This is a genomic window from Halioglobus sp. D3-4 (genome assembly GCF_055809315.1).
On record NZ_CM147907.1, the window covers coordinates 26,181 to 41,210 of the forward strand.

The 15,030-nt window shown below is 57.8% G+C and carries 14 protein-coding genes; 6 read left to right on the forward strand and 8 right to left on the reverse strand.

What is annotated here, in order from left to right:
* Nucleotides 1-6 precede the first annotated feature (6 nt).
* Nucleotides 7-585, reverse strand: coding sequence for an electron transport complex subunit RsxA (rsxA, locus tag AC0L6S_RS00105; RefSeq protein WP_473426380.1), 579 nt, complete (start codon nt 583-585; stop codon nt 7-9).
* 140 nt (nt 586-725) lie between these two features.
* On the reverse strand, nt 726-2,786 hold the full coding sequence (metG, locus tag AC0L6S_RS00110) for a methionine--tRNA ligase (protein WP_473426381.1): 2,061 nt from the start codon (nt 2,784-2,786) through the stop codon (nt 726-728).
* 311 nt (nt 2,787-3,097) lie between these two features.
* On the opposite strand from metG, the gene AC0L6S_RS00115 reads away from it, so the two are divergent.
* From AC0L6S_RS00115 to dcd, 3 genes are all read left to right on the forward strand, one after another.
* On the forward strand, nt 3,098-4,918 hold the full coding sequence (locus AC0L6S_RS00115; protein WP_473426382.1) for a choice-of-anchor I family protein: 1,821 nt from the start codon (nt 3,098-3,100) through the stop codon (nt 4,916-4,918).
* A gap of 151 nt (nt 4,919-5,069) precedes the next feature.
* Nucleotides 5,070-5,885, forward strand: a complete 816-nt coding sequence (apbC, locus tag AC0L6S_RS00120; protein ID WP_473426383.1) for an iron-sulfur cluster carrier protein ApbC — start codon at nt 5,070-5,072, stop codon at nt 5,883-5,885.
* A gap of 28 nt (nt 5,886-5,913) precedes the next feature.
* Nucleotides 5,914-6,480 (forward strand): dCTP deaminase, encoded by a 567-nt coding sequence (dcd, locus tag AC0L6S_RS00125; RefSeq protein WP_473426384.1) that lies wholly within the window; start codon nt 5,914-5,916, stop codon nt 6,478-6,480.
* 57 nt (nt 6,481-6,537) lie between these two features.
* Here the strand turns inward: dcd and purN are convergent, their stop codons facing one another.
* Nucleotides 6,538-7,191, reverse strand: a complete 654-nt coding sequence (purN, locus tag AC0L6S_RS00130; RefSeq protein WP_473426385.1) for a phosphoribosylglycinamide formyltransferase — start codon at nt 7,189-7,191, stop codon at nt 6,538-6,540.
* Nucleotides 7,188-8,228, reverse strand: a complete 1,041-nt coding sequence (gene purM, locus AC0L6S_RS00135; RefSeq protein WP_473426386.1) for a phosphoribosylformylglycinamidine cyclo-ligase — start codon at nt 8,226-8,228, stop codon at nt 7,188-7,190. Before purM ends, purN begins: the two co-directional genes overlap by 4 nt.
* Nucleotides 8,229-8,393: 165 nt before the next feature.
* Between purM and AC0L6S_RS00140 the strand changes: the two genes are divergently transcribed.
* Together AC0L6S_RS00140 and hda are read left to right on the forward strand one after the other, a co-directional pair.
* Nucleotides 8,394-9,455, forward strand: coding sequence for a DUF2066 domain-containing protein (locus tag AC0L6S_RS00140; protein ID WP_473426387.1), 1,062 nt, complete (start codon nt 8,394-8,396; stop codon nt 9,453-9,455).
* Nucleotides 9,446-10,177: a DnaA regulatory inactivator Hda gene (hda, locus tag AC0L6S_RS00145; protein ID WP_473426388.1), complete on the forward strand. Its 732-nt coding sequence runs from the start codon at nt 9,446-9,448 to the stop codon at nt 10,175-10,177. The genes AC0L6S_RS00140 and hda overlap by 10 nt, the downstream gene beginning before the upstream one ends.
* A gap of 9 nt (nt 10,178-10,186) precedes the next feature.
* Here hda and AC0L6S_RS00150 read toward each other — a convergent pair whose 3' ends face one another.
* The 3 genes from AC0L6S_RS00150 to AC0L6S_RS00160 form a co-directional block, all read right to left on the reverse strand.
* Nucleotides 10,187-10,957 (reverse strand): amidohydrolase, encoded by a 771-nt coding sequence (locus AC0L6S_RS00150; RefSeq protein ID WP_473426389.1) that lies wholly within the window; start codon nt 10,955-10,957, stop codon nt 10,187-10,189.
* On the reverse strand, nt 10,945-12,087 hold the full coding sequence (locus tag AC0L6S_RS00155; protein WP_473426390.1) for a methionine aminotransferase: 1,143 nt from the start codon (nt 12,085-12,087) through the stop codon (nt 10,945-10,947). The genes AC0L6S_RS00150 and AC0L6S_RS00155 overlap by 13 nt, the downstream gene beginning before the upstream one ends.
* An 89-nt stretch (nt 12,088-12,176) precedes the next feature.
* Nucleotides 12,177-12,932 (reverse strand): SDR family NAD(P)-dependent oxidoreductase, encoded by a 756-nt coding sequence (locus AC0L6S_RS00160; RefSeq protein ID WP_473426391.1) that lies wholly within the window; start codon nt 12,930-12,932, stop codon nt 12,177-12,179.
* Between the two features lie 62 nt (nt 12,933-12,994).
* Between AC0L6S_RS00160 and AC0L6S_RS00165 the strand changes: the two genes are divergently transcribed.
* Nucleotides 12,995-13,477, forward strand: a complete 483-nt coding sequence (locus tag AC0L6S_RS00165) for a 6-pyruvoyl trahydropterin synthase family protein (protein WP_473428528.1) — start codon at nt 12,995-12,997, stop codon at nt 13,475-13,477.
* Between the two features lie 13 nt (nt 13,478-13,490).
* Here AC0L6S_RS00165 and AC0L6S_RS00170 read toward each other — a convergent pair whose 3' ends face one another.
* Nucleotides 13,491-14,813, reverse strand: coding sequence for an aspartyl protease family protein (locus tag AC0L6S_RS00170; RefSeq protein ID WP_473426392.1), 1,323 nt, complete (start codon nt 14,811-14,813; stop codon nt 13,491-13,493).
* Nucleotides 14,814-15,030: the final 217 nt, after the last annotated feature.

Sequence of the window (15,030 nt, forward strand, 5' to 3'; positions counted from 1 at the left end):
AAGCGTTTATACCAGTCCCGCAAAACCCATAAAGGCCAGCGACATAAGCCCGGCGGTAATCATGCCGACGGCGGCGCCTTTGAAGGGTGCCGGCACATCCGCGACCGTCAGGCGCTCGCGCATTGCGGCAAACAGGACCAGTACCAGCGAAAAGCCGGCGCCGGCACCAAAGCCGTAGAACAGGGCCTGAAGAAAGCTGTGATCCTTGCTGATATTGAGCAGGGCAACGCCCAGCACGGCGCAGTTGGTGGTGATAAGGGGCAGATAGACACCCAGCACGCGGTGCAGCAGTGGGCTGGTCTTACGCATCACCATTTCAGTGAACTGTACCACCACTGCGATTACCAAAATAAAGGCGATCGTTTTTAGATAACCCAGGCCCAGCGGCAGGAGCAAAAAATGGTAAGTCAGGTTGCTGCAGGCTGAGGCCAAAGTCAGTACGAAGGTGGTCGCCATGGACATGCCCATGGCGGCCTCGAGTTTGTTGGACACACCCATAAACGGGCACAGCCCCAGGAACTGTACCAGTACGAAATTGTTGACCAGTATCGCACTGACCAACAATATGGAATAGTCTGCCAACATTGTTGTGCTCTCAACAGGCACCGGTGTCGATCACGGTGCTCACTCTTTTTTTCTCAAGCTGCCTATTCTAGCGTTTACAGGAAATTTAGGCAGTCTGAATTTGCGAACTAATACCCATTAGTCTGTAAAAAAACGTCCGCTTATTTTACCTGCATACCGGGCTTCGCCCCCGCGTGTGGCTCCAGCAGGAATATTTCCTTGTCGCCGGGGCCTGCCGCTAGCACCATGCCCTCTGACACGCCGAAGCGCATTTTTCGCGGCGCCAGGTTGGCCACAACCACCGTCAGCTTCCCCACCAGGGCTTCCGGTTGGTAGGCCGACTTGATGCCGGCGAATACCTGTTTCTGCTCGGCGTACTCACCGAGGCTCAGTGTCAGGCGCAGCAGTTTATCGGCTCCCTCAACATGATCTGCTGCAACGATTTCGGCAATCCGCAGGTCAATCCTGGCGAAGTCATCAAACTCGATGGTATCCGCAGGCGCTGCATTGGCAGCGGGTTTCGCTTTCTTTGACTTGGCTTTGGTTTTGGCTGTCGGTGCTGCGGCCTCAGCCTGGGTTTCTCTGCTCGCGTCTACCATTGCCGCCACCTGCTTTGGATCGATACGCGTCAGCAGGAGTTTGAACTCGGCCAGCGCATGCGCCGTCAGAGGAGATTGCAGTGTGGTCCAGTCCAGTGAACACTGCAGGAAGGCCTCGGATTTTTCTGCCATCGCCGGCAGCACCGGTTTGAGATAGGTCATCAATACACGGAACAGGTTGATGCCTACACTGCAGACATCGTGAACCTCCTGTGCTGTGCCCTCCTGTTTGGCCAGGGCCCAGGGTTTTTTCTCGTCGATATATTGGTTGGCGCGGTCCGCCAGCGCGATGATCTCACGGATCGCCTTGTTGAATTCGCGCTGCTCGTACAGTTCAGCAATGCCTTCACCGCTGTCGATAAAGGATTCGACCATGGTTTCTTCCGCACAGCGTGTCGACAGCTTGTTGTCGAAGTTGTTGCGCAAAAAACCGGCACAGCGGCTGGCGATGTTGACTACTTTGCCGACTACATCGGAATTGACCCGCTGTACAAAGTCTTCCAGATTCAGGTCGATGTCATCGACAGAGCCACTGAGCTTGGCGGCAAAATAGTAGCGTAGATACTGTGCGTCAAGGTGCTCCAGATAGGTGCTGGCCTTAATGAAGGTGCCGCGGCTCTTGCTCATCTTGGTGCCGTTGACCGTGAGGAAGCCGTGTGCATAAATCGCAGACGGCGAGCGCAGCCCGGCTGATTGCAACATGGCCGGCCAGAACAGGCCGTGGAAATTGATGATGTCCTTGCCGATGAAATGGTACAACTCGGTATCACTGCCGGACTGCCAGTATTCGTCAAACGGGTGCCCGGTGCGATCACAGTAGTTCTGGAAGCTGGCAATATAGCCGATAGGTGCATCCAGCCAGACATAGAAATACTTGCCGGGTTCGCCGGGAATTTCAAAACCGAAATAGGGTGCGTCACGGCTGATATCCCACTCCTGCAACCCGGCTTCGACCCACTCCCGCAATTTGTTTGCCACCTGCGGTTGCAGACTGTCCGAAGCCAGCCATTCCTTGAGCATGCCCTCGAACTCGGGCAGCTTGAAAAAGAAATGGATGGATTCCTTGTCGATGGGTTTTGCGCCGGAGATCGCTGATACTGGGTCGATCAGGTCGGTGGGGCTGTAGGTCGCGCCGCAGGCCTCGCAGTTGTCGCCATACTGGTCTGCTGTTTTACAGCGCGGGCAGGTGCCCTTGATAAAGCGGTCTGCCAGAAACAGTTGTTTTTCTGGGTCGAAGGCCTGTGTGATTGCGCGTGACGCAATATGGTCGTTGTCCTTAAGGCGCTGGTAGATGGTTTCACTCCAGACGCGGTTCTCTTCGCTGTGCGTGGTATGGAAGTTGTCGAAGCCGATCAGGAAGCCGGCGCTGTCACGCATATGCTCGCGCTGGATATTCTCGATCTGCTGTTCCGGTGTGATGCCGAGCTTCTCTGCGGTCAGCATGATTGCGGTGCCGTGGGCATCATCGGCACAGACATAGAGGCAGTGGTGTCCCCGCGATTTCTGAAAGCGCACCCAGATATCGGTCTGTACCTGTTCGAGGAGGTGTCCGAGGTGCAGGGAACCATTGGCATAGGGCAATGCGCTGGTTACCAGGATTTTGCGTGGAGCCGATGCAGGCATGGCGATTGTCTGTGTCCGAAAAAAGGGGCGTTACTATAGCGTTTTTGTCCGTGTGTTTCACCCGCCCGATGACGTTGCCTGGTTCGATACTGGGTTCGCACCTTGTCCGCTAGCGAATACAGGGGTAATTCCACCTGGGCTCGCAGTGCGTCCTGTGCTGTCACTGATTTGTCACAGTACCAGTGTTAAACCGCTCTCCGGCACTAATCCTTCACTTTTCCTTCATCGTTCTTTCACCAGACGTTCACGGGGAGCGACTAACTTCTCGGGCTGCAATACAACACACAAAAAACGTAATCTGGAGTGAATCAATGAATTGGAAGAAAATGCTCGCGCTGTCGGCTGTAAGCCTGCCACTGGTACTGATGGGCTGTAACGGTGACGACGGTGATGATGGCCCCGTAGGCGCGACGGGTCCCGCTGGTCCCGCGGGGCCGGCAGGCTCCGATGGCAGTGATGCCACAGTGACGACAATATCCCTGTCGTTGATGGGGCGCTATGAAACTGGTGTCTTCGATGAGTCCGCGGCAGAGATTGTAGACTATGACCCTGCAACGCGCATGACCTATGTTGTCAATGCCAATTCGGGTCAGATCGATGTGATTGATGCCTCAGCACCGTCATCGCCGACGTTGACGATGACGCTGGATGTGGCGGCAGATGTTGCCAGCGCGCTTGGCATGGGTACCAGCGACCTCGGCGCAGCCAACAGCGTAGCGGTTAGCAACGGCGTTCTGGCGGTGGCGATCGAAGCAGACAATAAGCAAGCCAATGGCTATATCGCGTTCTACCAGACAGATGGCACCTTCCTCAGTGTTGTGGAAGCCGGAGCCCTGCCCGATATGGTGATCTTCACGCCCGATGGCAATACTGTGTTGGCGGCCAATGAGGGCGAGCCCAATAGTGACTACTCTGTCGATCCTCCGGGTTCTATCACCATTATCGATGTCTCTGCCGGGGTTGCCAGTGTTACGCAGGCCAATGTGACGCAACTGGATTTTACCGCGTTTAACAACGGCGGATTAACCGGGCCAGTGCGTATCTCGGCCAAGGCCGCATCGGTCGCCCAGGACCTCGAGCCGGAATACATTGCCGTCTCTGCCGACAGCAGCACCGCCTGGGTTACGTTGCAGGAAAACAATGCCTTTGCCGTGGTGGATATCACCACCAACAGCATCGAGAAAGTGATGGGTCTGGGTTACAAGGACTACTCTGTTCCCGGCAATGAAATAGATCCCAGCAACCGCGACAATGGCGTAAATATTCGCAATATACCGGTGTTCGGAGCTTATATGCCGGACAGTGCGGATGCCTTCGAATTTGATGGCGTCACATATGTCGTTACAGCCAACGAAGGAGATGGCCGCGAATACCTGACGGATGCCGACAGTTCCGATGATTGTGAGGCGCAAGGTGGTTTCGATTACGATGACGGTGACTGCTTTCACTACCTCGACGAAGTGCGAATTAAGGATATATCCGATAACGGCGCGGGCTTTGATCCCGATCTGGTCGCTCTGGCCGGCGAGGATTTTGAAGAGGATGAAAAACTGGGTCGTCTGAAGGTGATTGCGAATCTCGGTACCACCGGCACCTGCGCTTCGCTGGCGACGACCGGGCAGCCTGAAGCTGACTGCACCTATGAAGCACTGTATGCCTACGGCGCGCGCTCATTCACGATCTGGAATACGCAGACGGGTCAGCCGGTGTTCGATTCCGGCAGCGATTTTGAGGTGATTACCTCTAATCGCCTGGGAGAGCATTTCAATGCCAGTAATGACGATAATGAAGGCGATGACCGCTCCGACGATAAAGGGCCGGAGCCCGAGGCGATTGAGATTGCTGAAATCGAGGGTCGCACCTACGCATTTATTGGCCTGGAACGGGTCGGTGGCATTATGGTGTACAACATCACCACGCCGGAAGCGTCCGAGTTTGTGCAGTACATCAATACACGCGACTTCAGTGTGGATGATGTCGAGGATGACCTGGCGCTGGTCGGTGATCTGGGCCCCGAGTCCATCAAAGTCGTGGCAGCGCAGGATAGCCCTACCGGTAACCCCATGCTGATACTGGGTAATGAGGTTAGTGGCACAACCAGCTTCTTCAATATCGCTGTAGTAGGTCAGTAGTCAGCCCCGCGCGGTCGGAAAGTCGAATTCCGGCCGCATCAGCGCTTCGGCGCTCCCGCATTGTTGTATCGTTGCCATATCCCTATACTAGCGGGCCGGGAAAACACCGGCCCGATTTTCGGTCCAGGGCCCATGCGCATCACAGGTACACATGAACCAGATCAAACACATTATCGCAGTCGCCTCCGGTAAGGGCGGCGTTGGCAAATCCACCACCGCTGTCAATCTCGCGCTCGCACTCAAGGCGCAGGGCGCCAGTGTCGGTCTGCTGGACGCGGATATCTACGGCCCCAGCCAGCAGTTGATGCTGGGCTTGCCGGCCGATACCCGCCCGGAGCAACAGGGTGGACAGTATCTGCTGCCGGTTCAGGCGTACGATCTCAAAACAATGTCAATGGGTTATCTAGTCAACGACCGCACGCCTATGGTGTGGCGTGGCCCGATGGCCGGCGGTGCGCTCGCTCAAATGCTGGAGCAGACGCTCTGGGGTGAATTGGACTACCTGGTGATTGATATGCCGCCCGGTACGGGCGATATACAGCTCACCTTGTCGCAGAAAGCCAAGGTGTCGGGCGCGGTCATTGTCACCACGCCGCAGGACATCGCACTGCTGGATGCGCGCAAGGGTATCGAGATGTTTCGCAAGGTCGATGTGCCGGTGCTGGGTGTGATCGAGAATATGGCGGTGCATATCTGCAGTAAATGCGGGCACAGCGAACATATCTTTGGCGAGCACGGCGGCGAGCGTATCGCTGCAGATTATGGCGTACCCCTGCTGGCCAGCCTGCCGCTAAAACTGTCGATACGGGAACAGACAGATGCCGGAACGCCCACTGTGGAAAGTGAACCCGATTCAGACGTCACCCGCATTTATCTGGATGCGGCGGCGGCAGTGATGGAGGCATTGGCTGCGCCAAGCGACGGCGTTGTGAAGCAGTTTCCCGAGATAAAAATTTCCGACGACTGAACTGATTTCAATTACAGGTGACCGACGCGTGAGTATCAAAGCAGACAGATGGATCCGGGAAATGGCGGCCGAGCACGGCATGATAGAGCCGTTTGAGTCCGGCCAGGTACGCGCCAGTGGTGGTGAGCGGCTGATTTCCTACGGCACATCCAGTTATGGCTACGATGTGCGCTGTTCCCGCGAGTTCAAGGTGTTTACCAATATCAACTCAGCGACGGTGGACCCCAAGGGCTTTGACGAGGGCAGCTTTGTCGATGTAGTCAGTGATGTCTGCGTGATTCCGCCGAACTCGTTCGCACTGGCCAGCACGGTGGAGTATTTCCGCATTCCTCGCAATGTCCTTACCATCTGCCTGGGCAAGTCCACCTATGCGCGCTGCGGCATTATCGTGAACGTCACGCCACTGGAGCCCGAGTGGGAAGGCCATGTCACACTGGAATTCTCTAATACAACAACCTTGCCGGCAAAGATCTATGCCAACGAAGGCGTGGCGCAGATGCTGTTTTTTGAATCCGACGAGGTCTGCGAAGTCAGCTATAAGGATCGCGGTGGAAAATATCAGGGTCAGCGCGGCGTCACACTGCCCAAGGCCTGACGACCTTACCTCACCCGACCAGGCGTCGGAGAGGACAACATGCATACAAGTAGCCTCTCAGGTGTGGGCTATGCCCGTCGCCGGTATAGGCTCGCCATCGAGCGTCGCCCGCTGCCCGCACAGCGTCAGTCGCCCTTCAACAAACCAGCGCGCAGCGATCGGGTAGATCACATGTTCCTGTTCTGCCACCCGACTTGCGAGGCTGTCAGCGGTATCGCCGGGTCGGATGGGTACGCGAGTCTGGATAATTGGCGGGCCGCCGTCCAGTTCCTCGGTGACAAAGTGCACCGTCGCACCGGCTTCGGCATCACCGGCATCCAGCGCCCGTTGATGTGTGTTCAGCCCCGGATATTTGGGCAGCAGCGAGGGATGTATATTCAGCAACCGCCCGAGGAAGGGCTCAATTAACACGGGTGTCAGGATGCGCATAAAGCCGGCCAGGATGACCAGGTCGACGGAGTGCGCGCGCAGCTCCTTTACCAGTGCAGCGTCGAATGTTTCGCGACTGCTGAAATCGCGGTGATTGATACAGCGGGTGGCAATACCGGCCAGCTCGGCCCGCTGCAGGCCGGCCGCGTCGGGGTTGTTACTGATGACGAGGCTGATGTGCGCCGGCAGCGTACCGTCCTTACAGGTGTCGATGAAAGCCTGCAGGTTAGTGCCGCGCCCGGAGATCAATACAGCCAGACGGGGTAGTTCAGCTGTGCTCACGGCAGGAGTTCAACCCTATTTTCACCGGCGGCGATACGGCCAATTTCCCAAGTGTTGTGCCCCGCTTTATTGAGCAGCTCCAGCGCTTTGCTGGCATCTTCCGGCGCCACGCACAGCACCATACCCACACCGCAGTTGAAGGTGCGGTACATCTCGTTGGTATCGACATTGCCGTAGCTCTGTAACCACTCGAAGACGGCGGGCCACTGCCAGCTGCCGGTGTCGATCTGGGCATTGCAGTCTGCCGGCAGCACACGAGGCAGGTTTTCCAGTAACCCGCCGCCGGTAATATGGGACAGCGCCTTCACTTTCACGTCCTTGAACAGGGACAACAGCGCCTCGACGTAAATCGTAGTGGGCGTCAGCAGCGCCTGTCCAAGCGTGGTGTCGCCCACGGGTTGCTCCAGGTCGGCCACGTTGACCTCGAGAATTTTGCGAATCAGCGAGTAGCCATTGGAGTGGGGACCGCTGCTGGCAATGCCGAGCAATACATCGCCAGCGGCGACTGTGCTGCCATCGATAATCCCGGATTTTTCCACCACACCGACACAGAAGCCGGCCAGGTCGTAGTCTTCACCCTGGTACATGCCGGGCATCTCGGCCGTTTCACCGCCAACCAGCGCGCAGCCCGCGAGTTCGCAACCTTTGCCAATTCCAGTGACGACATCCACAGCGGTATCGACGTTGAGGGCGCCGGTGGCGTAGTAGTCGAGGAAGAACAGGGGTTCTGCTCCTGCTACCACCAGATCATTCACACACATCGCGACCAAATCGATGCCGATCGTGTCGTGGATGCCCATGTCCATAGCCAGGCGCAGCTTGGTGCCGACACCGTCGGTGCCGGACACGAGAACCGGCTGGCTGTAACCAGCGGGAATCTCGCACAGAGCGCCAAATCCGCCCAATCCACCCAGTACCTCGGGCCGTTTGGTACGGCCGGAAACGCCCTTGATCCGCTCGATCAGTGCATTGCCGGCGTCAATGTTGACACCTGCATCCTTGTAGCTCAGGGCCGTTTTGCCGTTGTCATCGCTCATTGCGTGGAGTCCAGTCAATATTTGGTGGGGGTTGAGGCCGGGTATTTTATCGTGCATGCGGGGCAAGCGCACTCTCATTTTGGCTCATAGCCTGTTTCTTGGCTATGCGCAGTAGCGCTTAGTGCTGCTACAATGCGCGCTTGGCAAACCCTGTGGGAGAAGGCTGTGAAAAAAGCGTGCGTGGCGCCGTTGTTGACAGGATTATGTGCATGGCTCGCCCTGCTGTCAGCGCAGAGCACAGTGGCCGAAGTGGTCGCCGATCTCTACGCGGCGAGCGTGCCGGTGACCGAGCAGAGCTCTAAAGTACTGGATTCAGCGTCTAAAGAGGCGATGGCGGAGGTGCTGGTCAAGGTGTCAGGCTCCAAGCGTGTACTGCAGTATCCGGGTATCGCGGCGGCGCTGAAAGATGCCCGTAGCCACGTTCTGCAATACTCCTATCTGCGTGGTACGCCACCCGCTCCGGCACTGTCGCTGCGCTTCGAGTTCGATGGCCGCTATATCACCGACCTCGTGACAGAGTCCGGTGCGCCGTTGTGGACGGCCAACCGCCCTGCGGTGCTGGTCTGGATCGTGGTTGAGGATGAACAGGGCAGGCACTTCATCAATCAGGAAACTGCACCGAACGAGGCGCAGCTGCTCGTGGATACGTTTTCGCGGCGCGGCGTGCCGGTACAGTTTCCTGTGTTCGACCTCCAGGATACTGCGGCAATCAGTACCGCGGACGTCTGGTCGCTGGATGCCACCTCTATAGAGCGCGCCTCCGCCCGCTACAATGCGCAGGAAGTGGTGGCGGGGCGTCTGGCAGTTACCAGCGCAGGTACATCGCTGGGTGACTGGAGTTATTTTCGTGAGGATGACCGCATCAACCGGTCAGTGACCGTGCCCGATTTGCAGGCGTTCTTGAACAGCGGCGTGAATATTGTGGCCGCGGATATGGCCTCGCGTTATGCCGTTGCGCCCACCAGTAGCGCAGACGACAGCGGCTTGCGCCTGACGATCAATGGCATTTCGAACTACAAGGATTACGCAGCACTTGCCAACTGGTTGGAAAATCTGGAGCTGGTTGAATACGCCAATCTGGAAAGCTTACAGGGCGAGCGTGTTGAATTCCGTTTGTTGGCGAAAACCGATGCCGCGCGCCTCGCAGGTATTATCGAGCTAAACGAGCGATTGACCGCTATCCCCACACTTGGCGATGCCACGCAATTGAATTATCAGTGGCGGTGACCGAGCCGAAGTCCACATCCGCAGTGGCTCCCCGTCAGCGCCAACTGTCGCTGGCGGTGCACTTGCGCGATGATGCCACGATGGATAATTTTCTGGCGTTGCCGCAGGCGCAGCCACTGCTGGATGCCGTCAAACTGCAGATGCAGCCGGGCGGTGAGGCGGTCATTCATCTGTATGGGACTGCCGGTACCGGAAAATCACATTTGCTGCAGGCGTCCTGCCATGTGACAGGCGCCGAGACGCTGTACCTGCCACTGGCGCAGTTGCGCGAATACCCGCCAGTGGAGGTATTGCAGGGGGTGGAGCGCATGGATCGCGTGTGCCTGGACGATATACATACCGTGCTGGGCGATCCCGACTGGGAACTGGCGTTGTTCAATCTCTACAACAGTGCACGGCAGCAGGACTGCCGTCTGTTGCTGGCTGCTGATGCACCGCCGCGCGCGCTGCCGGTGGCGCTGGCGGATCTGCGTTCGCGCCTGAGCTGGGCGGTGGTTTACCAGTTGGTGGAGGGCGATGACGATGCAAAGTCCGCGATACTGCAATTTCGAGCGATGCGCCGGGGTTTATCGCTGTCTGCGAGCGTCGCCAGTTATATCGTCAGTCGCGCGCCGCGCGCGATGGAGCAGTTGCTGGGCGTGCTGGATACGTTGGACGAAGCCTCCCTTGCCGAGCAGCGCGCGCTGTCGATCCCGTTTGTGAAACAGGCGATGGGCTGGTAAGCGCGCTACTCAATCAAGATGGAAGCGATCGGCATCCAGATGGCAGGGAAACCCCTCGCGGTACTGTTGTAGTGCGTCGGCATCCAGCGCAATGGTCGTGGCCACACTGTTGCTTTGGGCATCTTCGAGCAAGTGACCATCAGCGGCGATCGCCAGACTGTCGCCGCTGTAATCCAACCCTTTGGCATCCTTGCCGATACGATTCACACCCACCACACAGCACAGGTTTTCGATAGCTCTGGCGATCAATAACTGGCGCCAGTGATAGCGTCGCGCCCCCGGCCAGTTGGCGACGTAGAGCGCGAGATCGTAATCCTCGCGGTTACGGCTGAATACCGGAAAACGCAGGTCGTAGCAGACTTGCAGCAGAATGCGCCAGTCGCGCCACTGTACAATCACGCGCTGCTCTCCCGCCTGATAGCGCTTGTGTTCGCCTGCCATGCGGAACAAGTGGCGTTTGTCGTAGTGTTGTATGCCATCGGGGGTGGCAAAGAGCATGCGGTTGTAAACACCCTGTTCCACACGTACGGCGATACTGCCGGTCACGGCGCAGTCATACTCTTTCGCCAGTCCGGTCATCCACGCCTCGGTTGCGCCGCCTGGTGCTTCTGCGTTTTCCAGCGCGTTCATCGAGAACCCTGTCGTGAACATTTCCGGTAGTACGATCAGGTCGGTGTTGGGATCTGAGTTGGCGAGGATATCGCCAATCTGTCGCCGGTTGTCTTCGGGTTGTTCCCAGGCCAGTTCGCACTGCACCAATGTGACGTTCAAATTTTGCATAGTCGCTCAGCCGCCTGTAACAGCACCTCGTCGGTCTTTGCAAAGCAAAAACGCAGGTAGTGCTGCTCGAACGGTTCCTCGTAGAAAACGGAGATCGGTATGGATGCGATGCCGTGCTGGTGGGTCCAGTCCACGGCCAGTTGCCTGTCCGGCGTGCGGGTGATCGCACTGTAGTCCAGCAGTTGGAAATAGGTACCCGCGCTGGGTGTAATCCCGAAGCGCGAACCCTGCAGGGCATTGCAGAAGAGATCGCGTTTGCGCTGGTAAAATGCGGCCAGCGTCGCGGGATACTCCGGTTCGGCTGCCATGAAGTCCGCCAGCGCGAACTGCACCGGTGTTACCGCTACGAAGCACACAAACTGGTGCACCTTGCGCAGTTCTGCGGTCAGCGCCCGGGGCGCGACGCAGTAGCCTGTTTTCCAGCCGGTGACGCTGAAGGTCTTGCCGAAAGAGAACAGTGCAAAGCTGCGCCGGCGCAGCGCCGGAAATTGCAGTGCGCTGTGATGCTGACGGCCGTCGAATACCAGGTGCTCGTAAACCTCGTCGCTGACCACCAGCAGATTGTGCTGTTCCACCAGCGCTTGCAACTGCAGCATATCGTCGGTTGAAAGCGTTGCACCACAGGGGTTGTGTGGCGAATTCACCATAATCAACCGGGTGCGGGATGTGATGGCGGCTGTCACCTTCTGCCAGTCGACGGCGAAGCTGCCCGGCTCAAGCGGAACATGTACGGCGCGCCCACCGGCCAGTGCGATGGCGGGCTCATAGCTGTCATAGCTGGGATCCAGCACAATCACTTCATCGCCCGTGTGCACGCAGGCCATCACTGCGCAGTAAATGCCCTCGGTAGCGCCCGGTACCACGGTGATCTCGCTTTGGGGGTCGCAGTGCACACCGCGATGCAGCAACAGTTGGGCGGCAATCTGCTCGCGCAGCGCGGGCAGGCCCGCCATCGGCGCATACTGGTTGTGTCCTGCCATCACGCGCCTGGCCATCGCCTCCAGCAGTGCTGGCGGTGCGTCGAAATCGGGAAAGCCCTGCGACAGATTCAGCGCGTTACACGCGTTGGCCAGCGCCGACATTTCGGTGAAAATGGTAGTGCCGACGGCGGGTAGTTTGGAGCTGATCATGGTGCGGGTTGCACCGCGCAGAGAGGCGTTAGTCCGCGCTGGGGTCCACGGCCGTTTGGTGCGCTGGTCGCGGTGTTGAACATCGGCTGTCAGCTCTCCTTCTGGCCCAGATTGGCATGCAATACGGCGCCGTTGATCACCGGATTGTGATGTGCCCAGCGGATTAGCTCGGCAATTTCTTCCGGTTCGATGAAGCGCGCGAAACTGTTCATGCCGGCGATAGCCTGAGCCACCTCCGGGTCATTGCCCAGATGCGTGCGCAGCATCTCGGTATCAGTGAATCCCGGACAGATCATTGCGGTGTGAATGCCGCTGCCCATCAGGTCCTGACAACTGGCGCGCATCATGCCCAGTTGCGCATGCTTGCTTACCACGTAGCTGAACGAGTTGGCGACTGCCTTTTCAGCCAGTGTCGAGCCCACGTACAGCAGGCTGGAGGATGCCGGCATCAGCGGCAATAGCTGTTGGTTGAGGCTGTTGATGGCGATGACATTGGTCGCCAGCACAGCCTCAAGGCTGTCACTCGCGCAATCGCCAGCACTGTCCTTGCGCATCTGGCTGGCGTTGTGCACCAGCGCGACTTCACTGCAGTCTGCCAGTGTCGGGACCAGCGTTGCGATGCAGTGCTCAATCGCCTGTGCACTGGCCAGATCGCACGCCAGGTTGGTCACGGCTTCAATTGGACATTCGCGCCGGGCCAGATTGAATACGTTGAAGCCCTCGTCCAGGAAAGCCTGGGCAGTGGCGCGTCCGATGCCGACACTGGCACCGGTTATGATGGCTACTTTCATATAACACGTCTCGTCTGTCGCGCGGGTGTCGACGCCCGGCATTATGTCTGTCACAGTCTGTGAGGCTCCGTGATTTCTGCAGTGACGTCAAGGTGCGCCTTGGTTAAACTGTGGCGATGGAACAATTGACCACGCTGTATATCGACAAGGAAAGCCACAAGTTTTCCGCCGCCCATTACACGATCTTTTCAGCCACTGAGCGAGAGCGTTTACACGGGCATAACTATTCCGTGTCGGCCAAAATTGTCGCCCCGATGGGCAACAATGGCTTTTCTGCGGATTACAACGTGTATAAAAACCGGCTCGCCGCGCTCTGCGACGCACTGGATGAGTATATGCTTCTTGCCGGCGACTCGCCGTATCAGACGGTTACCGAGGAGGGCGCCTGTTATCGCGTCAGTTTTGCGGGCGAGGAAATGCTGTTTCTGTGCAGCGACACACTGGTGCTACCCATCCGCAACGCCACCGTTGAGGAGTTTTCAGCCTACCTGTTGCAACAGCTGTTGGCGGACAGCGCGGCCGACGATTTGCGCGAGATCGAGCTTTGCGTGGCATCCGGGCCTGGGCAGAAGGGCTGCGCCAACTGGCGCAGCAGCTGAGCCGAAGCGAGCCTTATTGCCCCGACAGCAGAGGCGTTCTGGCCACCTGCACCGTTTTTTTCACCCCGTTGCGTAATACTGTGACCGCGATGGTCGCGTCGTTCGAGCCGTAGAGTCCAATCTCATCCAGCAGACTACAGACGGATTCAAAGTCAGGTGCGGTGGTGTCCCTATTGTCGATGGCCACGAGCCTGTCACCCAGTTCAAGCCCCGCTTGCGCCGCCGCTCCCTCGCGCCATAGCGCACCGACAATCAGCCCGCCGTTGTGCGCCTTTGGCGCGAAGCCATAGGTGTCGAAGTCATCATAAAGTGCGCTTGAAGGCTCGCGCAGCTCCAGGTAGAGATCATTGTTCACCCAGTCGAGTGTTACCCGAAAGTGGCGCAGGAACTCAATGCCGACATGAAAGTCCGAAACAGCCGTGCCGGTAACCACCGGAAAGTTTTTCAGTCGCAGTGTTCCCAGACGCAGTTCCTTCAGTCTGGTGATTTGTACGGTGGACGCCTTGCTGTCGAAGACTGTCGAGGACGCCTGTCCCACTTCAGTTGGCGCTGAGTCAGAGATGCTGTCACCGGCCGTTTCCAGCAGCGCAGTGGGTATTGCAATCGAGCCGTTGAAGCCTAGGTCGATCAGCAGGGATACATTCTCGGCATCGCTCACACCGACTGCAATGCGCGGAGACCCAGCAGCATCAGAGCGCTTGAACGGAAATTTGCTGGCGTCCATGAGTCCGGACAAGCCATTGAGGGAACTGCTGATGGTGATTTGCTTGCTGTGGAAGTCGATCTGCCAGATCGCAGCCTGTAACAGGCTTGCACCCATTAACCCTGCAGTGGAGAGGCAGGCAAGCGGATCGGGCGGTTGCACCCAGTCCACTACGGCTCCGACATTCTGAAAGACCAATCCGGCGATCGAGATCTCCGGTATGCGAACCACGGGCACCTCGCTGCTGCCGCCCTCGGGTCCTGCCAGTGTGGCCTTCGCCATCGGTGTCAGGCCCAGTTCGCTCACAAGCGGTGCGGCGAGAGTCATTGGCGCTCCAGAATCGAGAATAAAGGTGCTTTTTGCTGCGGTATCTGTAAACAGGGTTTGCAGTTGGATAGTGTTCTGGATGAGGTGAAACCCGGTAGTGGCGTTGAAATTATCCTCCACGACTCTGCTGCCGGAGAGCAACTCACTCGCCGTTGGAATGTGCTGCCCAACGCTTGAGGTATCAGCATTTGCGGACAATGCCATAGCGGGGAGCACGGCACCCAACAGGAGTGTCACCAGACGGGTGGTGAAATTGGTATTTGATGGCCGCATCAGAGTGGGAAGAAGGTTTGTGGTCGTAGACAAGCTGTGCGCTCCAGAGGATGAGGTTCGCCCGGCTCGGCCTAATGGCGGCCTGTGCCGAGCCTGCGCAGATTCTAATTCCAAGACCGGCAGAGAAAATAGGTAATTTTTAACTATTATTCAGGTTATCTGCACGCCTTCGCAGCAGTGGGCAGTACCCAATCGGGTGTATTTCTGCCGCTGGCTTCCTTCCGTGGCTATGCTAGGCTTTCACGAGTGC